Consider the following 21,947-nt stretch of genomic DNA (forward strand, 5'->3'; position numbering starts at 1 on the left):
TTCCGGTGGGTCTGCGGAGCCGTCCCCAGCCCGCCGAGAGCGGCCGGGCCGCGCCGTCGAGGACCGATCCGAGTCCACGCCCGGCGCCCGCTGATCCGGTCCGCCGATACGCGACCGTCGCGCGCGGCACGCCCGGGCGTACCGGCGTGTCTCCACCGGATGGCCTTCCTGAATGGCGGGGGCACACGGAAGGGACGTTGGCTGAAGCTCAGCACTCTCAACGTCCGCCGAGTGTCAGCGCTTCTGGTGTTTGACGCTCCCCTCGTTCAGTGGAGTCCCTCCATGACATCCGAACCAGCACTTTGTGGGGGCGACGCCGGACTGTCATCGACAGAACCCGGCGAGCACTTTCCGCCCATGACCCCTGAGAACAACTCGGCCCACACGCTTCTGTGGGAGGCAGTCACCCATCGGCCCCTGGAGGAAGTCGCCGCCCTGGTGGAACTGCTCCAGCGCAGCGGCGACGTTCCCAACCCCGGCGACGAAGCCCTGCGCATGGCAGTGGTTTCCCGGCCGGTGAGCGAGGTCGCCGCGCTCTTCGACATGCTGCGGGCGACCCCGCACACCGCAGAGTCGAGCTATGAGGCGCTGCGCGCGGTGGCCGTCGACCGGTCCGTCGAGGAGGTGGCGCAGCTGATCGAGCTGTTCGACCGTACGAAGAACGGCGGCGCCGGTTTCCACGGCATGGCCGATCACTTCCCGCCCGGCCCCGGTGACCCCGGCGAGCCCGAACCCACCGCGTCCATGCATGTACTCGACCCCGATGTCCGCCCCTTGGGCCGCAACGGGCAGCCGATCCCCACCGCACACCGCGAATCCGTGCTGAGCCAGCCGCCTCAGCGCACGCCCTGGTCCCAGCGGCCCCCCGGCGCCATGCCGCACGGCGGCCCGCCGTGGGCCTCCCCGGCCGATGCGGCCCGGCAGCAGCCGGGATACGCGGTCCCCGGTGTGCTGCGGTCCGTACTGCGCTGGCCCGCTGCCGCGGCCCTGGCGCTGTGCGGTCTGAGCCATCTGCCGGTGAACTCGTCGCACCTGCAGGGCGCCCAGGCGGCCGCCGGGCTCTCGATGGCCATCGCCGTCGTGTACCTGCTGCTGGCCGGCTGGCTGGCGATGCGCGACACCGCCCTGGTCTGGACCGTGAGCGCCGCCGCGGCGATGATCATCATCGCCCTGCACGCCCTGTCCCGGGCCGGCGTCTTCGCCCCCCTGGGCAGCGGCCTGGGAGACGCGGGCATGTGGCCCGAGCTGCTGGCGGTGGGCCTGGCGGTGGTCAGCGCCGGACTCGCGGGCGCGGCGCTGCTCTTCCGCCCGCGCCAGGCAGGTCCGGCCGCCGCGCGCGCCTAACAGGCGACGGCGCAACGGCCGCCAAGGGCGCGGGCCGAGACCCAGGTCAGGGTCTCGGCCCGCGCCCTTGGCGGCCGTTGACGCGCGTGGCCGCCCGGCGCATCGGGAGCCGGAAGAGGATCAGGCGCCGGAGGAGCCGGAGACGCCGGACTGCCCGGAACCTGCCCGCTCAGTCCTTGGACGAATACCGGTGCAGAATCCAGGCGGGCAGCGCGAACCAGCAGATCACGAACCAGGCGACCAGCCCCGCGACGACCCAGGGGACGACGGAGTTGTGCAGGGCGATGCGCAGGATCAGCAGCAGCGCGGAGGCGACCGTCGCCAGCAGCAGGACGATCCCCAGCACGGCCAGGCGGGAGGCCCACAGCACCGTCTCCGGCTTCAACCGGTGCCCGGTGACCAGCCGGTGAAAGGTGACCGTGCCGACCAGCGCGCCGGTCGTGGCCGCCCCCAGCAGGACCGTCACCACGTAGATGGCCTTGTCGGTCTGTCCGAGCGTGACGAAGCGCGGGGTGAAGACGACGGTGAGCAGAAACGCGAAGAGGATCTGCACCCCGGTCTGGATCACCCGCACCTCTTGCAACAGTTCGTTCCACCGCCGGTCGGCCCGCTCCTCCGGCGACTCGTGACGCCCCTGGGACGTGTCGCGCGGGCCCAGCGGGGTCACCCGGCACCCGGCTGTTTCTCGTCGGTGCGAAACGCCAGCTCGTTGTCCTTCACCTCCACGCGCACCGTGCCACCGGCCGACAGCGCACCGTCCAGCAACAGCCGCGAGAGCGCATTGTCGACCTCCCGCTGAATGGTGCGCCGCAGCGGCCGGGCCCCGTATTCGGGCTGGTGGCCGCGGTGGGTGAGCCAGTCCACGGCGCCGGGCGTGAACTCGACGGAGATGTCCTGGGCGCGCAGCCTGCGGGTGGTCCCGTCGAGCAGCAGACCGGTGATCTGCCGCAGCTGGTCGTCGGTGAGCCGGCGGAAGACGATGATCTCGTCGAGGCGGTTGAGGAATTCCGGGCGGAAGTGTTCGCGCAAGGTGCCCAGCGCCCGTTCCCGCGCGCCGTCGCCGGCCTCCGCCCCCGTGCTTTCCGGGCCGAAGCCGAGCACCCCGCGACCGCCGCTGAGCGCCTCGGAGCCGAGGTTGCTCGTCATCACGATGACGGTGTTCTTGAAGTCGACCCGGCGGCCCTGGGAGTCGGTCAGATGCCCGTCGTCGAGGACCTGCAGCAGGATGTTGAAGACATCGGGGTGCGCCTTTTCGACCTCGTCGAGCAGCAGCAGCGAATACGGGTGGTGGCGCACCGCCTCGGTCAGCTGGCCCGCATCCTCATGGCCGACATATCCCGGGGGAGCACCGACCAGCCGGCTGACCGTGTGCCGCTCCTGATACTCGCTCATGTCCAGGCGCACCATCCGGTCCTCGCTGCCGAACAGCGCCTCGGCGAGCGCGCGGGCCAGCTCGGTCTTGCCCACGCCCGTCGGACCGAGGAACAGGAAGCTGCCGATCGGGCGGTCGGGGTCGGCAAGGCCGGCCCGCGAACGCAGGATCGCCTCGGAGACGGCCGTGACCGCGTCGTCCTGGCCGATCACCCGGGTGTGCAGCCGTTCCTCCAGCCCGAGCAGCCGCTCCTTCTCCTCCTGGGTCAGGCTGCTCACGGGCACGCCGGTCTGCCGCGACACGATCTCGGCGATGTCCTCGGCGGTGACCTCCACGATCCGGCAGTCGCTCGGCGGCTTGCCCTGACCGGCCTCGATCCGCACGGTGAGTTCGGCGACCCGGTCACGCAGCTCGGTGGCCCGCTCGTACTGCTCCGCGGCGACCGCCTGGTCCTTGTCCCTGACCAGCTGCTCCCGCTCGCGTTCCAGATCGCGTACGTCGGTGCCCTTGGCACCCGAGCGGAGCCGGACCCGGGCGCCGGCCTGGTCGAGCAGGTCGATCGCCTTGTCGGGCAGGAAGCGGTGGGCGATATAGCGGTCCGAGAGCTCGACCGCCGCGAGCAGCGCCTCGTTCGTGTAGCGCACCTGGTGATGTGCTTCGTAGCGGTCCTGCAGCCCGCGCAGAATCTGCACCGTGTCGGCGACATTCGGCTCGGGCACGAGGATGGGCTGGAAACGGCGGGCGAGCGCGGCGTCCTTCTCGATGTTCCGCCGGTACTCCTCCAGGGTGGTGGCGCCGATGACATGCATCTCGCCACGTGCCAGGGCGGGCTTGAGCATATTGCTCGCTTCCAGGGAACCGCCGTCCCCGCTGCCCCCGCCGGCGCCGACGACCGTGTGCAGCTCATCGATGAAGACGATCAGGGAGTCGGGGTGTGTGCGGACCTCCTCGATGATGGCGTTCATCCGCTCCTCGAAGTCACCGCGGTAGCGGGTGCCGGCGACGACGGCCGTCAGATCCAGGGCGACGACGCGCCGGCCCGACAGGTTCTCGGGGACGTCTCCGTCGGCCAGACGCTGGGCCAGGCCCTCGACGATCGCTGTCTTGCCCACCCCCGCATCGCCGACCAGCACCGGGTTGTTCTTCCCCCGGCGGGAGAGCACCTCGATGGTCTGCTCGATCTGCTCCTCGCGGCCGATGACCGGGTCGATCCGGCCCGCCCGGGCCAGGTCGGTCAGATCGCGGCTGTACTTGTCCAGGGTCGGTGTGTCGTGCTTCGGCGGGGTGCCGTGATCGGGTCCCGCGGGCGGGGTCCCGGAGCTGCCCTGCGGTGCGGCCTGCGGATCGAAGTGGGCGAGGTTCAAAATGCGCCCCGCTGCCGAGTCCATGTTGGCCGCCAGCGCGTCCAGTACGTGCTCCGGGCCGATGTACGAGGATCCGTGGTCCCGCGCCAGATCGTGCGCGCCCAACAGCGCCCGCTTGACCGCGGGGGTCACGGCGACGCTGGACTGCTTCGGCCCCGAACCTGCGCCGCGGTCGATCTCGGCCGCCAGTGCGTCGGGGTCCGCCCCCGCCTGCTGCAGCAAGCTGCGGGTCGGTTCGGCGGCGAGGGCGGCCCGCAGGAGGTGCTCGGTGCCGAGTTCGGGGCTGCCGTGCTCGGCGGCGTAAGCGGCTGCGGAGGTCACCAGATCCCGGGCGGGACCGCTCATCATGCGTGCGATGTCCGCCTGCCGGGGCGCGGGCTTCCCCGGCTCGCCGCTCGCGGACTGCGCGGCACCGAAGAAGCGCGCGAGGAAGTCACCGAAGGAGTCCGGGCCGTAACCCTCCGGACCCATGAATCCATTGCCCATGTGTGTCCGTTCCGCTGCCACGGCGGTACCGCGACATGCTGCCTGGTCGGGTTCCTTGTGCTGTTGCTTCTGCTTCGTGGTCTTGTCCGGCGGATGCCCGGGAGAGGCGACGCCACACGTCACACACGACTCCACTGCTTCAGGATCAGGGCCCGCAACTCCATCCGCACCCGGGCAGGCCACGGCCCGGTGCCCCGCATCCGGCCCCGGAGCGCCCGGTCCGCCGGATGGCACTCCCGGATGGCGCGGGCGCCCGGAAGACACTTGGCTCACAGTGCCCAAGGGATGCACGGCGCTCGGAGGGACGCGCGGATGGCCGTCGAGAGTGTTCCTGCTGGTGACGGCGAACATCTGCTGCAGGAGTTCCTGGCTGCCGTCCACAGCGCGCCCCCGTCACACTTCCCTGCCCTCATCGACCGCTACGCCGCGCAGATCGGTCTGCGCCGGGTGACCGTCTACCTCGTGGACCTCCAGCAGCGGCAGTTGACGCCCCTCGCCGGCGGGGAACGGCTCCTGGTGGACGACTCGTCGGCCGGCTGGTCCTATCGCACGCTGGGGCTCCGCGTCGAGGAGAGCTCCGCCGGCCCGCTGATCGTCTGGCTGCCGCTGATCGACGGTGCGGACCGGCTGGGGGTGGTGGGGATGCATGTCGACGCACTGGACGGCGCCCTGCTGCGGCGTTGCCGGACGCTGGTGGCGGTCCTGTCCATGGCGATCACCTCCCAGCGGCGCGTCAGCGACCAGTTGGTGCAGCGGACCCGTACGGACACGATGACGCTGCCCGCCGAGCTGGTGCGCTCCCTGCTGCCCCCTCGGACCGTAGGCAGCGCGCGGGCCGTGTCCACCGCCGTCCTGGAACCGGCCTACGAGCTGGGCGGAGACGCCTTCGACCATGCGCTGACCGAGTCGACGCTGCATGCGGTGATCCTCGACGCGATGGGGCACAACCTCGCCTCGGGACTGACCACATCGATCGCCATGGCAGGCTGCCGCAGCGCGCGGCGGATGGGCGCTGACCTGCCCGAACTCGTCAAGACCGTGGACCAGGTGCTCGCCGACTGGCTGCCCGAGCAGTACTGCACCGGCATCGCCGCCCGGCTGGATCTCCTCAGCGGGGTGCTGACCTGGTGCAACTGCGGCCATCCGCCGCCGCTGCTGATCCGCGACCACCAGGTCCTCGACAAGGCGCTGGAACGCCCCGGCGAACCTCCGATGGGCACGCCCGCCACCCTCGCCGACACCCCGCGCACGGTCCACCGGGAGGCGCTGGAGCCGGGGGACCGGGTGCTGCTCTACACCGACGGCGTGACCGAGGCCCGCACGGCCGGCGGCGGCCGCTTCGGCCTGGCGGGCTTCACCGACTCCATCATCCGGGCCACCGCGGCCGGAGAGCTCGCCTCCGAAGCGCTCCGTCAGCTGATGCACGCCATTCTGGAGAGCCGGCACGAGGGGCTGAGTGACGACGCCACGATCCTGCTCCTGGAGTGGCGGCCGCCGGGCACGCGTTGACCCGGGCGCACGCCCTCCGGCGGCGCGGCGTCACACCTCCTTGTGGATCCGGTCCAGATCGGCGGTGAGCCCATCGAGCCAGATCACCGAGTCGATGAGCAGCGCGGCGGAGAGCGCGCGGGTGTCCCGGTCCGGGCTGTTGTGCGGGACGGCCGGAGCCACCGCCAACAGCGCGCGGATGTCCAGCGGCCGGGCGTCTTCCCGGGGCACGTCGCTGTCCGTGCGGAGCCGCCGGGCCAGGGACCGGTAGTCGGCTGCCGTCCGGTCGGCCGCATGGCGCAGCCAGGCGCCGACCTCGTGCGGGGCGATCCGTCCGGGCCGGCCGGGCAGCAGCCGTTCACCGCGCCGCGCGTCCGCCCCGGCGACCAGCACCGAGGGCCAGTCCGGCTGCCCGGCGGCCTCGTCCCGCAGCTCGCACTGGTACTGGGCCAGGCTCTCCTGCGCGAGGGTGAGCGCCCGGTTGATCGCGAAGAAGTCGGTGCTGCCGGAGTGTTCGACCACCCGCGCGGTGGTGTGCCCGATGGCGTCGGCGACGGCCGAGCACAGGCCCGCCATGCTTCGGCGCACCTCGCGGCCCGCGCCCCGTGGCCAGGCCACCAGCCCGCAGGCCAGTCCGATGAGGCTGCCGACCAGCACATCCACCAGCCGGACCGGGGCCAGCTGCCAGGTGACGGGGGAGACCTGCGCGAACAGCGTGGCCACCACCAGCGTGAACCCGCCCTGGGCCCAGGCCAGCCCGCGCAGCGGCCCCAGGATGAACGCCGCCAGCATCACCAGCGGCAGTACGACCGCGTACACCGTCTCCCGATCGTGGACCAGCGCCAGCAGCCCGCCGGCCAGCACCGCGCCGGCCAGGGTGCCGATCAGCGCCTGCCGGACCGCGGACCAGGTCTCCAGACTGGTGGTACGGGTGAGGGTGAGCGTCGCCAGCAGCACCCAGAAGCCGTGCTGGAGGTCGAGGAGTCCGGCGACGGCCCGCGCGGTGGCCAGGCCGAGCGCGAACCGGCAGGCGTTCTGGAAGATCACCGAGCGTGGTGTGAGGTGTGTGGTCAGCCGTTGCCACCACAGCTCGTGGGCGCGCGCCTGCGCATAGGTGAAGGTGTGCCCGTCAGGGCTCTGTTCGACGGACCGGTCGCCGAGCAGCAGCCGGGTGGCCAGGGCGAGGACGACGGCGCAGTCGGCGGCCTGCACCACCTGGGACCGGCGGCGCAGATAGATCAGCCGGTCATCGGTGCTGAGCCGCTCCAGCGTGTCCACGGCCCGGTGGGCCCGCACAGGGGCCAGCTCGCTCTGCAGAACCGCGGCGGACGGCCCCTCGCCGGGCCGCAGCCGTTCGCCCCGCCGCAGCGCCGTCGCTGCCTCACGGGCCGCCGCGCTGATGCCCTGGAGCAGCACCACCGTCTCCGGGTGGTAGGCGTCGTGCGGCCCGGCCCCGGTGTGCAGGGCGTCCAGCCGGGCCAGCAGGGTGCGGACCGCCTCGGTGGCATGCGTCATGGCCTTGTGGGTGAGGGTGGGGGAGGCGGGCCGATCGGCCGGCGGCACACGGGACGGATGCAGGGCGTCCCCGGCCCGGTGCGCCTGGGCGAGCGCCTGCACGGGAAGCGGGCCGCCGTGATGGTCGGCCAGGCGCGCGGCGGCGTCGGCCGCATCGGCCAGCAGCCGGCAGAAGGGCGGGGTGTCCGGTTCGGGCAGCAGAAAGCGCTGGGCCAGCGCGAGCAGGACCGCGCCCAGCAGGAAGCCGGACAGTCGCTGGCTCAGGGCGTCCGGGGCGTAGGGCGGGAAGCACGGCAGGATGTAGAGCAGTTGCATCCCGGGTGCCGCCCCGGCGATCCGCGGCCCGGTGGTGCCCGCGTACGCCACCACGAATCCGATGACGAGCATGCCGAGCACGGCTGCCCATGTTTGTACGGCGAGCAGTGTGCCCAGCGTGACCAGCACCAGTCCGGCGGGGATCGCCGTGAGGACGGTCGCGGCGCGCTGGCGCCCGGACCCCGGGATCCGGGCGAGCACGCCGAGCGCCACCACGGTGAACGTGGCGTAGACGGACATGACGGTCAGGTTCAGCGCGTAGCGGCAGAAGTAGAAGGCCACGCAGGAGGCGGCTGTCACCCGGACCGCGTTGCCGACGACGGAGCGGTATCCGCGCAAGCTGTGTCTGCCGTGCTCCAGCAGATAGCGCAGTCTGCGCAGCAGCGCCCCGACGGGCCCGCCGGCCGACCGTCGCGGCCCGGACCGCGGGGAAGCTCCCTGTAGCGGGCTCACCTTTCCACTATTGGCCAGCGGGTGCCGGTCCGCACCGCGCAGCCGGCCGGCGGCGGCATCGATCGCGCGGTCCGCGGCCGGGGGCGTGCCCCGTTGGAGTCCCCCCGTCGCCCCCGGTCCGGCTCACGGCTCGGCCCGGCCGCACGGGTGCTCAAGCCCGACTGGGTGGCCGCGTACGCCTCCTCGACGGCGTCCCGGAAGCGCCTCGCGGGCCCGCTCGGATCCGGTCGAAGCTCATCTCCTCGGCGCAGACGGCCGGTTCGACGCGGTCGCGGATCACCTGGGCGCGTCCCGCTAGGGGTCTGGTTCCGGGGGTGTGCCTCGACGGTCGTCGCGAATTCCGCGCAACCAACCACGGGCACCTTCCCGGGGGAAATGCGTGCAGCGGGAACACGAGTACGGGGAGGGGCAGTTGGCGACGGCCGGTCGGGCGGGCGCGGACGCGGACCGTACACTGCGGAACGTGACGGAGAAGAAGGCGGGCGCCGTGAGCGTCGGCGATGCGGAGCGACCTGCGCTGCCGGCCACCAGTTGGGCGGTACTGGGCCTGCTCTCCTTCGGTGAGGAGCTGTCCGGTTACGACCTGAAGAAATGGTCGGACGGGTCGCTGCGCTTCTTCTACTGGAGCCCCTCCTTCAGCCAGATCTACGGCGAGCTGAAGCGCTTGGAGAAGGTGGGTTACGTCAGCTCGCGGATGGTCGCCCAGGAGACCGGCAACCGCGACAAGCGGGTCTATGTGATCACCGACGAAGGGTTGGCGGCGGTCCGCCACTGGGCGCACGAGGCGCCGGTGGAACCACCCGTCCTCAAGCACGGTGTGATGCTGCGGCTGTGGCTCGGCCATCTGCTGGAGGCCGAGCAGATGCGTGAAGTGCTGGGCCGGCACCGGGAGTACGCGGAAACGATGCGGCAGCGTGCCGAGACCGACGCCGAGGGTGCCCCAGCGGAAGACTCCTCGGCCTACCCCTCACTCGTCCTGAAGTGGTCGGAGCGGCACTACGCCTCCGAGCGGGATCTGGCCGATGCGATGCTGGCCGACCTGGAGGCGCTGGACCGCAAGCGCCCGTAGGGGCGTTGTGCTCGGATGCCGCTGCCCGGCCCGGGGTGCCCGGCCGTTGGCCGGGCGCCGGGCGAGGCGGCGGGCCCTGTCCGGCGGTTGGCGGTTGGCGGCCGGCGGCGAGGCAGGTGCCGGCGATGCGGCCGTCCCCGCCGCAGCGCCTTCATGTGATCAACTTCCGTTTTTGGGCGGTTTGCCGCACGGTGACGCCGTCCGCACACGGTGTAGCGGCCGGGATAAGCTCTACGAACCTTCAGGTCGTTCGTGAATGGTGAATCCACTCACGCAGCTGACGCCACCTGGACCCCGTGGATCGCGCCCTCGTCCGCGGCGCCCGTGATGCCAGGCGCCCGCGACGTCAGCCGGTCAGGACGCGGGCGCGGCACTCGGCCGGGGTTCCCCAGGCGTCCCGCAGCGGGCGGGCCTTGCGGATCCACAGCGAGAGGTCGAGTTCCTCGGTGTAACCGAGGGCGCCGTGCAACTGCAGCGCCGTACGCGCCGCGGCGTAACCGGCCTCGCCCGCCGCGACCTTCGCCGCCGCCACCTCCCGGCCGGCCGACGGGGCACCCGCCGCCACCGCGAGCGCCGCCGCATACACCAGCGGCTGTGCGAAATCCAGCCCGATCAGGGTGTCCGCCAGCCGGTGCTTGACCGCCTGGAACGAGCCGATGGCCACCTGGAACTGGGTGCGCTGCCGGACGTGGGACACCGTCGCCGCCAGCAGGGCCCGGCCGAGGCCGAGGGACTGCGCGGCGGTGGCGAGCCGTGCGACATCGACGGCGTGCGCGGCGGCCTCGGTCACCGCGGGGCCCTCGGCCAGGACGGTGCCGCCGAGCGGGCGGGACAGTCGCCGGGCCGGGTCGAGGGAGGGCTGCACGGGGCCGTGGCTGTCCGCGCGGCGCACGGTGTCGCCCTGGACGAGGAGGACGGCATCGGCGGCATCCGCGTCCACGGCGTACGGGACCCCGGCGCACAGGCTGACGACCGCATCGCCCGTGGCGATCCGCGGCAGCCAGGCCTCATCCGTGGCATCCTCGCCGAGACGCGCCAGGAACGCGGCCGAGGCCACCGTCTCCGCCAGCGGACCCGGTACGGCATGCCGACCCAACTCCACGAAAGAGAGGGCGAGTTCGACCGGCAGCAGCCCCATTCCTCCGTGCCGCTCCGGAACGGCGAGCGCGAACACACCCGCGGCCGCGATCCGCGCCCACAGCTCACGGCCCGGCTTCTGCTCCCCGGCCGCCCAGGCCCGCACCACGGCCGGGGTGCCGGAAGCCCCCAGCATGCCGTCCAGCGTGCGGGCGAACTCCCGCTGCTCAGCGGTCAGGAGGAAGCGCATCACCGGCGTCCCTTCGGCAGACCGAGCAGCCGCTCGGCGATGATGTCGCGCTGGATCTCGTTGGTGCCGGCATAGATCGGCCCGGCGAGCGAGAAGGTGTACGCCTCGGCCCAACTCCCGTGCGCGGGGGCCTCGTCGGCTTCATCGGCGAGCATGCCGTACGGGCCGAGCAGGTCAAGCGCGGTCTCGTGCAGGGCGATGTCGAGCTCGGACCAGAAGACCTTGTTCAGGCTCGACTCGGCGCCGATCGACCCCCCGTCGGCGATCCGGGAGGCGTTGGCGTAGGTGAACAGCTGATACGCCCTGGCGCCGATCAGCGCGTCGGCCACCCGCTCGCCGAGGGCCGGGCCGGCCGTCCCGGGGGCCTCGCGCCACAGTGCGGCCAGCCGCCCGGCGGCCGCGGTGAAGCGGCCCGGACTGCGCAGCGTCAGGCCCCGTTCGTTGCCGGCGGTGCTCATGGCGACCTGCCATCCCTGCCCCGGCTCGCCGATGAGGTCCGTATCCGGCACGAAGACCTCATCGAGGAAGAGTTCGGCGAAGGCCGGCTTGCCGTCCAGGCGGCCGAGGGGACGTACCGTCACGCCCGGTGCGTCCAGCGGGAACATCAGATAGCTGAGCCCCTGGTGCGGCCGGGCGGCGTCCGGGTCGCTGCGGAACAGCCCGAAGGCCCGGTCGGCGAACGCGGCCCGGGACGACCAGGTCTTCTGCCCGTTCAGCAGCCAGCCGCCCTCGGTCCGTACGGCGGTCGAGCGCAGCGACGCCAGATCAGACCCCGACTCCGGCTCCGACCAGGCCTGTGCCCAGATGACCTCCCCGCGCGCCATGGGGCCGAGGATGCGGGCGCGTTGCTCGTCGGTGCCGTGCGCTAAGAGGGTGGGGGCGAGGAGATGAATGCCGTTCTGGCCGACCCGCCCGGGGGCGCCCGCGGCGTAGTACTCCTCCTCGAACAGCAGCCACTGCAGGAGCGAAGCGCCCCTGCCGCCGTACTCCTGGGGCCAGGAGACCACCGACCAGCGGTCCGCGGCGAGCCGGTGCTCCCACTCCCGGTGGGCGGCGAACCCCTCCGCGGTCTCCAGCGACGGCAGCGGACGGGCGGGTACCTGCTCGGCGAGCCAGGCGCGGGCCTCGGCCCGGAACGCCTCCTCGTCGGCGGCGATGTCGAGGTCCATCAGGCCCCCGCCTCCCGGGTGGCGGGCGCGACCGGGCTCTGGCGTTCGTCGCGCGGGGGCGCGTCGTTGCGGGCAGCGGGCATCCGCCCTCCTTCCCTAACAAGTGTTTGGTAGGTTAACGTACCGGCATGAGCGGCGTCGAGGCCCCCGCCACCGTCGAGAGCCTTCGCCCCGGGATCCGCAGCCGGCTGCGGGAAGAGGAGGCTCACGCATGACACCGCCGCCCTACGTGCCCGGCCACCATCTGCTCGACGGCCGCACCGCCGTCATCACCGCGGCCGCCGGGGCCGGCATCGGCGGTGCCACCGCCCGCAGATTCCTGGAGGAGGGCGCCCGGGTGGTCCTCGGTGACGCCCATGCGCGCCGGCTGACGGCCACCGCCGAGGCGCTCGCCGAGGAGTTCGGCGCCGGGCAGGTGGCGTCGCTGCCTTGCGATGTCACCGACGAGGACCAGGTCAACGCCCTGCTGGAGACTGCCCAAGAGCGCCATGGGCGCCTCGACATCGTGGTCAACAACGCCGGGCTCGGCGGCACCGCGGACCTCGTCGAGATGACCGACACCCAGTGGGCCACGGTCCTCGATGTCACCCTGAACGGCACCTTCCGCTGTACCCGGGCCGCCCTGCGCCGGATGCGGGCCGCCGGCCGCGGCGGCGTGATCGTCAACAATGCCTCGGTCGTCGGCTGGCGTGCCCAGCGCGGCCAGGCCCACTACGCCGCGGCCAAGGCCGGGGTGATGGCGCTGACCCGGTGCGCCGCCATGGAGGCCGCCGAGTACGGCGTACGTGTCAACGCGGTCTCGCCCAGCCTCGCGATGCACCCGCACCTGGCGAAGGTGACCACGCCCGAACTGCTGGCGGAGCTCACCGAGCGGGAGGCGTTCGGCCGCTACGCCGAACCCTGGGAGGTCGCCAATGTCATCGTCTTCCTGGCCGGCGACTACGCCTCGTACATGACCGGGGAAACGGTGTCCGTCAGCTCCCAGCACGCGTGAGGCGCGGCGGGCCCGGGGTGCCGTACAGCCCCGGGAGACCGCCCGCCGGCCGGCACCACCTTGCGGAACCGACCGCCACGTCCGCAGAATCTGACCAAGGAGACCCCATGTCCGAGGCCTATATCGTCGACGCGGTCCGCACCCCGGTGGGCAGGAAGGGCGGCGGCCTGTCGGCCGTCCACCCCGCCGACCTGGGCGCGCATGTGCTGACGGCGCTGATGGCGCGCAGCGGCGCCGATCCGGCCGCCGTCGAGGACGTCGTCTTCGGCTGTCTGGACACCGTGGGCCCCCAGGCCGGGGACATCGCCCGGACATGCTGGCTGGCCGCCGGGCTGCCCGAGGAGGTGCCCGGAGTCACCGTCGACCGCCAGTGCGGTTCGTCGCAGCAGGCCGTGCACTTCGCGGCCCAGGGCGTGCTCTCCGGCACCCAGGATCTGGTGGTCGCGGGCGGTGTGCAGAACATGTCGCAGATCCCGATCGCCTTCGCCGGCCGGCAGGCCGCCGCCCCGCTCGGCCTGACCGACGGCCCGTTCGCCGGCTCCGAGGGCTGGCGGGCCCGCTACGGCGAGGCGCCCGTCAACCAGTTCCACGGCGCCGAACTCATCGCCGACAAGTGGCACATCTCCCGCGAGCAGATGGAGGAGTTCGCACTCCGTTCGCACCGGCGGGCCGTCCGCGCCATCGACGAGGGCCGCTTCGACCGCGAGATCGTCGCCTACGGGGACGTCACCGCCGACGAAGGCCCCCGCCGTGACACCTCGTTGGAGAAGATGGCCGGGCTGGCGCCGGTCGTTGCGGGCGGCCGGCTGACCGCGGCGGTCTCCTCGCAGGTCTCCGACGGCGCGGCCGCCATGCTTCTCGCCTCCGAGCGGGCGGTGGCCGAGCACGGCCTCACCCCGCGGGCCCGCATCCACCATCTGTCGGTGCGCGGTGAGGACCCGATCCGGATGCTGTCCGCACCGATCCCGGCGACGGCGTACGCGCTGAAGAAGGCGGGGATGTCGATCGGCGACATCGATCTGGTGGAGATCAACGAGGCGTTCGCGCCCGTGGTGCTGGCCTGGCTGAAGGAGACCGGCGCCGACCCGGAGCGGGTCAATGTCAATGGCGGCGCCATCGCTCTCGGCCATCCGCTCGGCGCGACCGGCGTCCGGCTGATGACCACGTTGCTGCACGAACTGGAACGCACCGGCGGCCGGTTCGGGCTGCAGACCATGTGCGAGGGCGGCGGGCAGGCCAACGTCACCGTCATCGAGCGCCTCTGACCGGCGTCGTCAGGCCGCCGCCCACGTAGGACGGACCGCCGGGCCCGGCGCCCGGGACCGGCACCCCGGCGGGCCGCGGTGGCCGCTCAGCGCGGCAGCGCGCCCAGCGTCGCGCCCGCCTCGGCCATGATCCGGTCGACGAGCTCCGCGCAGGACGGCAGATCCCCGAGCACACCGGCGACCTGTCCGGAGGCCATCACACCGAGATCGGTACGGCCCTCGACCATGGACGCCCTCAGCAGCATCGGGGTGTTGGCGGCGAGCAGGACCTGGCTCCAGCTGAGGTCCCTGCCGTGCTTCATCGCCAGGCCGTCACGGACCATCTGCGCCCAGCTCAGGCCGGACAGCTTCCTGAACGATGCGGCCCGGCGGAGCGCGGTGAACAGCGTGGTGGCGCGTCCGGACCGCTCCAGCGCCGCGACCAGCTCGCTGCGCAGCATCCGGTGGGGCAGACCGTCCACCTTCGTGGTGACGGTGATGTCCTTGACGCCCGCGGTCAGATAGCGGTCCTGTACGGCCCGGGGCACGGTGCTGTCCGACGTCAGCAGGAAGCGGGTGCCCATGGCGATACCGGCCGCGCCGTAGGCGAGCGCCGCGACCAGGCCCCGGCCGTCGAAGAAGCCGCCCGCGGCGATGACCGGGATATCGACCGCGTCCACGATCTGCGGGAGCAGCACGGTCGTGGCGACGTTCCCGGTGTGGCCGCCGCCCTCCCCGCCCTGGACGATGACCGCGTCCGCGCCCCAGGCCGCGACCTTCTCGGCGTGGCGGCGGGCGCCGACGGACGGGATGACGACGACCCCCGCGTCCTTCAGCCGGGCGATCAGCTCACGGGAGGGGGCCAAGGCGAACGAGGCGACCCGTACGCCCTCCTCCACGATGAGGCGCACCCGGTCGCCCGCGTCTCCCGCGTCCGCGCGGAGGTTGACCCCGAAGGGCGCGTCCGTACGGGAGGCGACCTCGCGGACCGCCGAGCGCAGCTGCTCGACGGTCATGGTGGCCGAGGCGAGAATCCCGAGGGCGCCCGCCTCGGCCGCGGCCGACACCAGCCGGGGCCCCGCCACCCACCCCATGCCGGTCTGCACGAGGGGATGGCGCACCCCGACGAGCTCGGTCAGCGGCGTCTCGATCCTGACGTCCGTCATGGCGTCGGCACCTCGCCGTTGCGCCGCCCCTCCGGGTCGAGGACCGTACGGATCAGCCGCAGCTCGATGGCGGTGGGCTCCCGGGTGCGGGGCACTTCGCCGGGCAGCGCGAGCGGGAACCCGGTGGCTTCCTGGATCTCCTCGACCGTCACACCGGGATGCACGGAAGCCAGCCGCATGGCGCGGTCCGCGGTCTCGAAGTCGAAGACACCGAGGTCGGAGACGACGCGCGGAATGCGGTGGTAGCGGGTCGCGGACGGCCCGGCGGCGGCCGCGCTGTCGTAACCGACCCCGCTGATCATGTCGACCTTCTCGACGAAGACCCGCTTCGAGTGCTTCGGCACCCAGTAACTGACCGGGTTGTTCAGGGTGTTGACCGGGGCGCCGCGGACGCCGAGAAGCTGGCGCGCGGGCCGCTGCCAGTCGCCGATGCAGGAGATGTTCTGGTTGCCGAAGCGGTCGAGCTGGCTCGCGCCCATCATCACATGGCGCCGGCCGCCGGTGACCATGGTGAGGTGCTGACGGTAGGGCAGCCAGCCCTCGGCCGATCCGTCGAGGCCGACGATCATGGCCTCGCCGTCGGTGAGGAGCAGATCGGGGGAGAAGGTGTGCTTGGCGAGCCGGGCGCCGATCGACGGGATCAGGCCCATCGGACTCGCGAGCACCTCGCCGTTGTCGCGCCAGGCGTCGGCGCAGGCGATGACGCAGTACTCGGCGCGGGTCGTCGTGGTGGCGCTCACTGCTGCTCCTCGTGCCAGGTCTGGACCGCGGACTGGTACGTCTTCTCGTCCCCGGACAGGAACCGCTCGGCGAACTGCGGCCAGGGCGTGGTCGCATACAGCTTCTGGAAGGCCTCGTCACGTCCGTAGTCGGGGACGCAGGAGGTGAAGTGCGCACCGTTCGGGGCCTCGACGACCCCGGTGACCGAGTGCCGCTTGACCAGCAGGGTCTGCGGGGTGGCCGTGGCGAAGTCGTCCACGAGCCGTTCGCAGGAGACATACGCACTGTCCGCGGCCTCGCAGAACAGATCGTCGAAGTACGGGTCGGGGCCCAGGTACTGGCCGTTGCCGAGCCGGTCGGCGCGGTGCAGATGGACCAGTGCCGCGTCCATGCGCAGGGCCGGCATCGCGACGAAGGTCTCGCCGTCCTCGTAGGGCGAAGTGACGGTCTTCAGGCCGGGGTTGACCCGCATTACATCCGAACCGAGGCCGGACCGTACCGGCAGGAACGGCAGCCGGTTGGCGGCGGCGTGCAGGCCCCACATGAACATCGCCTCGTCGATCTCCATCAGCTCGAAAGCGCCGCGCTGACGGGCCGCGCGGAAGTGCGGTTCGAGGGGGATCGAGTCGAGGGTCGCGAACGCCGCGACGAGTGTGCGGATCCGGCCCGCGGCGGCGAGCAGGCCGACATCGGGGCCGCCGTACGAGACCACGGTCAGGTCGGTGATGTCGGAGCGGAGCAGCGCCCGCACCAGCGCCATCGGCTTACGGCGCGAGCCCCAGCCGCCGATGCCGAGGGTCATGCCGCTGCGCAGCCGGGAGACGACGTCCTCGGGCGTCATGGTCTTGTCGGTCACGGATCAGCCTTCCTTCGTCGGTGTGCCGCCCGGTGTGCCGAAGGTGTCGCGGACGCGGTCGGCGACTCCGCTGAGGTTCGCCTCGAAGGTGAAGCCCTGCTCGAAGCGGTAGCTGCGCCGTACGTCGACGGGGTCGATGCCGTTGAGGGCGGCCTTGGCCAGACGGAGAAGAGAGCCGTCCTTCCGGGCGATCTCCCGGGCCAAGTCCCGTGCGGCCTCGCGCAGTTCCGCGCGCGGGACGACCTTCCAGACGGAGCCGTGCGCCCACAGCTCGGCGGCGGTGGCGGTGCGGGAGGTGTAGTAGAGCGCGCGCATCAGGTGTTGCGGGACCAGCCGGGCCAGATGGGTGGCCGCGCCGAGCGCGCCGCGGTCCAGCTCGGGAAGGCCGAAGGTGGCGTCGTCGCTGGCCACGATCGCATCCGCATTTCCGACGAGGCCGATGCCGCCGCCCAGACAGAAGCCGTGCACCGCCGCGACGACGGGTACCTCGCACTCGTAGACCGCCGAAAACGCCTCGGCACAGCCGTGGTTGGCGCCGATCAGGGCCCCGTGCCCGCCGGACGCGGTGTCGCGCTGCATCTCCTTGATGTCGACCCCGGCGTTGAAGCCGCGGCCCTCCGCGGTGAGGACGACGCAGCGGATGCCGGGGTCACGGCCGGCCGCACGCACGGCGTCGGCGAGGTCGTACCAGCCCTGTACGGGAAGGGCGTTGACCGGAGGGAAGTCGGCGGTGACGACGGCGATGCCCTGGTCCGGCTCGGAGGTGGAGACACCCATGAGCAGATCAGCTACCTTTCCACCAAGCGTTTGTTAGGTAGCGAAGTTAGCAGCGGATGGCGCGCTGCGGGAGGGGTGCCCGTTGAGCCTGGCTCTCGATCTGTCCGGGCAACTGGCCGTCGTCACCGGCGGCACCCGGGGCGTCGGCGCAGGTATCGCCCGCGCCTTCCTGCAGGCCGGTGCGGAGGTCGTGGTCTGCGCACGACGACCGCCGGACACCCCCGTCACGGCGGCCGGCCGCCGTGCGCACTTCCGCCCCCTCGACCTGCGCGACCCGGCCGCCGTACGCACCTTCTTCGCCCAAGTCATGGCCGATCACGGCCGGTTGGACTGCCTGGTCAACAACGCCGGAGGCACGCCGTACCGGCTGCTCGGGGAGGCGGACGCCGAGCGGCACGCCCGGGTCGTCGAACTCAACCTCCTCGCACCGCTGACCGCCTCGCTCGCCGCGTACGAGGTGATGCGGGAGGGGCCGGCCGGCGGTTCGGTCATCATGATCGGCAGCGTCAGCGGCACCCGCCCCTCGCCCGGCACCGCCGCCTACGGCGCGGCCAAGGCGGGCCTGGACCACCTCGCCCGCTCCATGGCCGTCGAATGGGCTCCCCACGTCCGGGTCAACACCCTCGTCCTCGGCATGGTGCGCACCGAACTCGCCGGCCTGCACTACGGCGACGAGGAGGGCATCGCGGCCGTCGGGGCCACCGTCCCGCTCGGCCGGCTCGCCGAACCCGCCGAGATCGGCGACGCCTGCGTCTTTCTCGCCTCCGACCGCGCCGCCTATCTGACCGGCGCGAGCCTGCTCGTCCATGGCGGCGGGGAGCGCCCCGCCTTCCTCGACGCCGCCACCGTCAACCATCCCGCCGCGCCCGACGCCACGAAGGACCACTGACATGACCGGAACAGGAGAACGGACATGACCGGCACCGGAATCTGCACGGGACGCGTTGCCGCCGTCACCGGAGCCGGCCGGGGCCTCGGCCGCGCCCATGCGCTGGCCCTCGCCGCCGAAGGCGCCCAGGTGGTGGTGAACGACCTCGGTGTGGCCGCCGACGGAGCCGGTGCCTCGGCCGGACCGGCCCAGCAGGTCGCCGAAGAGATCCGTGCCCGCGGCGGCCGGGCCGTCGCGCACACCGGCGACATCACCACCACCGACGGCGCGCGCTCGCTCATCGCCACCGCCCTGGACGCCTTCGGCCGTCTCGACATCCTCGTCAACAACGCAGGATTCCTGCGCGACCGGATGCTCGTCAACCTCGATGAGGACGACTGGGACGCCGTCATCCGCGTCCATCTCAAGGGCCACTTCCTGCCGCTGCGGCACGCCGCGGCCCACTGGCGGGCCGAGGCCAAGGCAGGCCGTACGCCCGACGCCCGGATCATCAACACCAGTTCGGGCGCCGGGCTGCTCGGCAGCGTCGGCCAGGGCAACTACTCCGCCGCCAAGGCCGGCATCCTCGGTCTCACCCTCGTCGCCGCCGCCGAACTGGCCCGCTACGGCGTGCAGATCAACGCCATCGCGCCGGCCGCCCGTACCCGTATGACCGAGCAGACCTTCGCCGGGACGATGGCGGCGCCCGCCGACGGGGAGTTCGACGCAATGGCCCCGGAGAACGTCTCCCCGCTGGTGGTCTGGCTGTCCTCGGCCGGCAGCGCCGGGGTCACCGGCCGGGTCTTCGAGGCCGAAGCGGGCCGGATCACCGTGATGGAGGGTTGGCGCCCCGGCCCCACCGCGGACAGGAAGAGCCGCTGGACGCCGGCCGAGGCGGGCGAGACGGCCCGTGAGCTGCTGGCCGCCGCGGGCACACCACAGCCGGTGTACGGGGCGCGGTGACAGGTGAGGCCACGGCCGGAGGGCCAGCTCTCGGCCCCTCCGCCATGCCCTCAGTCGGAGAGCGGTGAATCCCTGCGCGCACGCAGCCTTGGGGCGGTGACCGCGAGCAGACCGAAGGCGCCGAGGAAGGCCAGCACGGAAGTGCCGCGCAGGACCGCCTCGATGGCGGGACCGTCGGCGGCCGCGGTCGACGGGGAGCCGCTGATGACCTCCAGCACCGTCGTCGCGACCGCCACGCTCGCCGCGCCGAACAGCACCAGGGACGTCAGCACCAGACCCGATGCCGCGCCCGTCCGCTCCGCGGGGACATGCGCCTGGGTGGCCACATTCGTCAGTGCCCACCCCAGCCCGATGCCCACCCCGCAGACGGCGAAGACCACCGCGTACCAGCCCAGGGGCCGCACCCAGGTCAGCACCAGCACCCCGATGCCGCTGGTGAGCATGCCGCAGGCCATCAACCGCTCGGCACGCCAGCGCAGGGCCAGCCGCCCGGCCCGGTAACTGGCCGCCCCGACCCCGCAGGAGAGCGCCAGAAAGACCATCCCGGCGTGCGAGGGCGACAGCCCCCGCGCCTGCTGCAGATAGAGCGCCGAGAGCACCGCGACCAGGCAATAGACCACATTCGAGAGCGAACCCGCGAGGGTGATCACATCGAACTTCACATTGCGGAACAGCGACAGATCGATCAACGGCTCCGGCGCCCGCCGCTCCACCGCCACGAACAGCGCGAGGAAGGCGATACCGACGGCGACGGTGGCCAGGGTGGGGGCGGAGGCCCACCCCCAGCCCTGCCCCTGGTCGACCGCGACCATCAGGCACGTCAGACCGAGGGCGACGGCCGCCGCGCCGGGCAGGTCGAGACGGCGGGTCGCCTGCTCGTCGCGGGTCTCGGGGACAAAGCGCAGCACCAGCAGCGCGGCGATCAGACACACCGGCACATTCAGCAGGAACACCGCACGCCAGCTGACGTGTTCGGCAAAGACACCCCCCACGAACGGACCCAGCGCGGTGCCGACGGAACTGAACGCCAGCACCGTACTGACCGCCCGCCCCTGCCGGTCGTCCCGGAAGTAACTGGTCACCACCGCCACGGAAACGGGAAAGATCAAGGCCGCGCCGACCCCCTGCACGACCCGCGCGGCAATCAGCCAGGGCGCGTTCTGGGCGGCGCTGCACACCACGGACAGGGTGGCGAACACGGTCAGGCCGATCACGATGACCCGTCGCCGCCCGTGCAGGTCGGCGGCCCGGCCACCGACGATCATCAAGGCGCCGATGGCAACCATGTAACCGCTGATCAGCCACTGGAGGTCGGTCGACGAGGTGCCGAAATCCCTGGCGATGACCGGGAGCATCAGATCGAGCGCGAACCAGTCCATCTGCACGATGAGGATGGACAGCGCGGCAGCGACGATCACTGCCCGGTCGCGATGCGAGAAGGAGCCACCGCCCGAAGCGGCCTCCTCGGCCTGGCCCGCCAGGTGATGGCGCACAAGCACTCCTCGCCCGTAAAGCCGTAACCCACCGGTCTGCGCAGCCGTCCTGTTTCTCAGGATAGAAGTCGCCGTCCAGGGCCGCATGGCGGCGTATGCGTGATCCCCGGCTGTCCGGGTGTCAGTCCCCTGAACGCTCCAGCCCCGCGAGCCCCGCCGCGCGTCCGAGCAGATCGACGAGCATGTCGAAGGTGAGCCGGCCGGTGAACGTATTGCGCTGGCTGGGGTGGTAGCTGCCGAGTACCTGGAGTTCCCGCCGCCGCCCGGTGGCGGGCAGGGTCAGCTGCACGCCGTGACCGAACGCGGGGCGGGGCCGGGGGAGTGGCCACCCCGCCTCGCCCAGTACGGGCAGCAGCGCCTGCCAGCCGAAGGCACCCAGCACCACGACCGTACGCAGGCCGGGGCTGAGGAGTTCGAGCTCCGCCGACAGCCACGGCCGGCAGGTGTGCCGCTCGGCGGGCGTCGGCTTGTTCTCCGGCGGAGCACAGTGGACCGGCGCGGTGACCCGCACGCCGTACAGCTCCAGCCCGTCGCCCCGGTGCGTCGCGGTGGGCCGGGAGGCGAGACCGACCGCATGGAGAGCGGCGAACAGGAAGTCGCCGGAGGCGTCCCCGGTGAACATCCGGCCGGTGCGATTGCCGCCGTGTGCGGCGGGCGCGAGCCCGACGATGGCCAGCGACGCATCCGGCGGGCCGAACCCCGGCACGGGGCGCGCCCAGTACTCCTGGTCCCGGAACGCCGCACGCGGATGCGCGGCAGTCTCCTCCCGCCACTCCACCAGCCGGGTGCAGGCCCGGCAGCGGACCAGCTGCGCATCGAGCTCCGCGAGCTCGCCGCACCGCCCCGCCTGAGAGGCGGGAAAGGCACTGTCACCAGGTCCTGGCGGCGATCCCGCCGCCCCGGTCTCGTTCATCCCTCCACGCTAGACCGCGGGCGGTGACGAGGCGCGCTGCCGTGAGCGAAG

At 72.4% G+C, this 21,947-nt stretch carries 18 protein-coding genes; 7 read left to right on the top strand and 11 right to left on the bottom strand.

Annotated features, from left to right (window positions below; genetic code table 11):
* Positions 1-357 precede the first annotated feature (357 nt).
* Positions 358-1,344 carry a hypothetical protein gene (locus tag ACGFWI_RS04440; RefSeq protein WP_393904401.1) on the top strand — a complete coding sequence of 329 codons (987 nt, stop codon included), beginning with the start codon at positions 358-360 and terminating at the stop codon, positions 1,342-1,344.
* Between the two features lie 169 nt (positions 1,345-1,513).
* Here ACGFWI_RS04440 and ACGFWI_RS04445 read toward each other — a convergent pair whose 3' ends face one another.
* Together ACGFWI_RS04445 and ACGFWI_RS04450 are read right to left on the bottom strand one after the other, a co-directional pair.
* Entirely contained in the window at positions 1,514-2,011 is a 498-nt protein-coding gene (locus ACGFWI_RS04445) for a DUF6328 family protein (protein ID WP_393904402.1), read from the bottom strand.
* Entirely contained in the window at positions 2,008-4,566 is a 2,559-nt protein-coding gene (locus ACGFWI_RS04450; protein WP_393904403.1) for an ATP-dependent Clp protease ATP-binding subunit, read from the bottom strand. Before ACGFWI_RS04450 ends, ACGFWI_RS04445 begins: the two co-directional genes overlap by 4 nt.
* A gap of 312 nt (positions 4,567-4,878) precedes the next feature.
* On the opposite strand from ACGFWI_RS04450, the gene ACGFWI_RS04455 reads away from it, so the two are divergent.
* Positions 4,879-6,075: a PP2C family protein-serine/threonine phosphatase gene (locus ACGFWI_RS04455; RefSeq protein WP_393904404.1), complete on the top strand. Its 1,197-nt coding sequence runs from the start codon at positions 4,879-4,881 to the stop codon at positions 6,073-6,075.
* 30 nt (positions 6,076-6,105) lie between these two features.
* On the opposite strand, the gene ACGFWI_RS04460 is transcribed toward ACGFWI_RS04455, so the two are convergent.
* A complete protein-coding gene (locus ACGFWI_RS04460; RefSeq protein WP_393904405.1) occupies positions 6,106-8,337 on the bottom strand; it encodes an FUSC family protein in 2,232 nt (743 codons plus the stop codon).
* Positions 8,338-8,800: 463 nt separating this feature from the next.
* Here ACGFWI_RS04460 and ACGFWI_RS04465 point away from each other — a divergent pair, with 463 nt between their 5' ends.
* A complete protein-coding gene (locus ACGFWI_RS04465) occupies positions 8,801-9,406 on the top strand; it encodes a helix-turn-helix transcriptional regulator (RefSeq protein WP_393904406.1) in 606 nt (201 codons plus the stop codon).
* 346 nt (positions 9,407-9,752) lie between these two features.
* On the opposite strand, the gene ACGFWI_RS04470 is transcribed toward ACGFWI_RS04465, so the two are convergent.
* Together ACGFWI_RS04470 and ACGFWI_RS04475 are read right to left on the bottom strand one after the other, a co-directional pair.
* Entirely contained in the window at positions 9,753-10,733 is a 981-nt protein-coding gene (locus ACGFWI_RS04470; RefSeq protein WP_393904407.1) for an acyl-CoA dehydrogenase family protein, read from the bottom strand.
* Positions 10,733-11,902, bottom strand: a complete 1,170-nt coding sequence (locus tag ACGFWI_RS04475; protein WP_393904408.1) for an acyl-CoA dehydrogenase family protein — start codon at positions 11,900-11,902, stop codon at positions 10,733-10,735. The genes ACGFWI_RS04470 and ACGFWI_RS04475 overlap by 1 nt, the downstream gene beginning before the upstream one ends.
* Positions 11,903-12,113: 211 nt before the next feature.
* Here ACGFWI_RS04475 and ACGFWI_RS04480 point away from each other — a divergent pair, with 211 nt between their 5' ends.
* Positions 12,114-12,896, top strand: a complete 783-nt coding sequence (locus ACGFWI_RS04480; RefSeq protein WP_393904409.1) for an SDR family oxidoreductase — start codon at positions 12,114-12,116, stop codon at positions 12,894-12,896.
* A 107-nt stretch (positions 12,897-13,003) separates the two neighbouring features.
* Entirely contained in the window at positions 13,004-14,161 is a 1,158-nt protein-coding gene (locus tag ACGFWI_RS04485) for an acetyl-CoA C-acetyltransferase (RefSeq protein ID WP_393904410.1), read from the top strand.
* 86 nt (positions 14,162-14,247) lie between these two features.
* On the opposite strand, the gene ACGFWI_RS04490 is transcribed toward ACGFWI_RS04485, so the two are convergent.
* From ACGFWI_RS04490 to ACGFWI_RS04505, 4 genes are read right to left on the bottom strand one after another with little or no spacing between them, the layout of a single operon-like run.
* Positions 14,248-15,306, bottom strand: coding sequence for an NAD(P)H-dependent flavin oxidoreductase (locus ACGFWI_RS04490; protein ID WP_393904411.1), 1,059 nt, complete (start codon positions 15,304-15,306; stop codon positions 14,248-14,250).
* Entirely contained in the window at positions 15,303-16,046 is a 744-nt protein-coding gene (locus ACGFWI_RS04495) for a CoA-transferase subunit beta (RefSeq protein ID WP_393904412.1), read from the bottom strand. Before ACGFWI_RS04495 ends, ACGFWI_RS04490 begins: the two co-directional genes overlap by 4 nt.
* Positions 16,043-16,882: a CoA transferase subunit A gene (locus ACGFWI_RS04500; protein WP_393904413.1), complete on the bottom strand. Its 840-nt coding sequence runs from the start codon at positions 16,880-16,882 to the stop codon at positions 16,043-16,045. Before ACGFWI_RS04500 ends, ACGFWI_RS04495 begins: the two co-directional genes overlap by 4 nt.
* A 3-nt stretch (positions 16,883-16,885) precedes the next feature.
* Positions 16,886-17,659, bottom strand: a complete 774-nt coding sequence (locus ACGFWI_RS04505; RefSeq protein WP_393904414.1) for an enoyl-CoA hydratase family protein — start codon at positions 17,657-17,659, stop codon at positions 16,886-16,888.
* A gap of 82 nt (positions 17,660-17,741) precedes the next feature.
* On the opposite strand from ACGFWI_RS04505, the gene ACGFWI_RS04510 reads away from it, so the two are divergent.
* Both ACGFWI_RS04510 and ACGFWI_RS04515 read left to right on the top strand, forming a co-directional pair.
* On the top strand, positions 17,742-18,548 hold the full coding sequence (locus ACGFWI_RS04510; protein WP_393904415.1) for an SDR family oxidoreductase: 807 nt from the start codon (positions 17,742-17,744) through the stop codon (positions 18,546-18,548).
* A 24-nt stretch (positions 18,549-18,572) separates the two neighbouring features.
* A complete protein-coding gene (locus ACGFWI_RS04515; RefSeq protein WP_393904416.1) occupies positions 18,573-19,490 on the top strand; it encodes an SDR family oxidoreductase in 918 nt (305 codons plus the stop codon).
* Positions 19,491-19,540: 50 nt separating this feature from the next.
* Here the strand turns inward: ACGFWI_RS04515 and ACGFWI_RS04520 are convergent, their stop codons facing one another.
* Both ACGFWI_RS04520 and ACGFWI_RS04525 read right to left on the bottom strand, forming a co-directional pair.
* Complete coding sequence (locus ACGFWI_RS04520) at positions 19,541-20,983, bottom strand: MFS transporter (protein ID WP_393904417.1); 1,443 nt, start codon at positions 20,981-20,983, stop codon at positions 19,541-19,543.
* A 121-nt stretch (positions 20,984-21,104) separates the two neighbouring features.
* Complete coding sequence (locus ACGFWI_RS04525) at positions 21,105-21,896, bottom strand: uracil-DNA glycosylase (RefSeq protein WP_393904418.1); 792 nt, start codon at positions 21,894-21,896, stop codon at positions 21,105-21,107.
* Between the last annotated feature and the right edge of the window lie 51 nt (positions 21,897-21,947).

This window comes from Streptomyces sp. NPDC048434 (assembly GCF_043200375.1).
Lineage (GTDB): Bacteria > Actinomycetota > Actinomycetes > Streptomycetales > Streptomycetaceae > Streptomyces.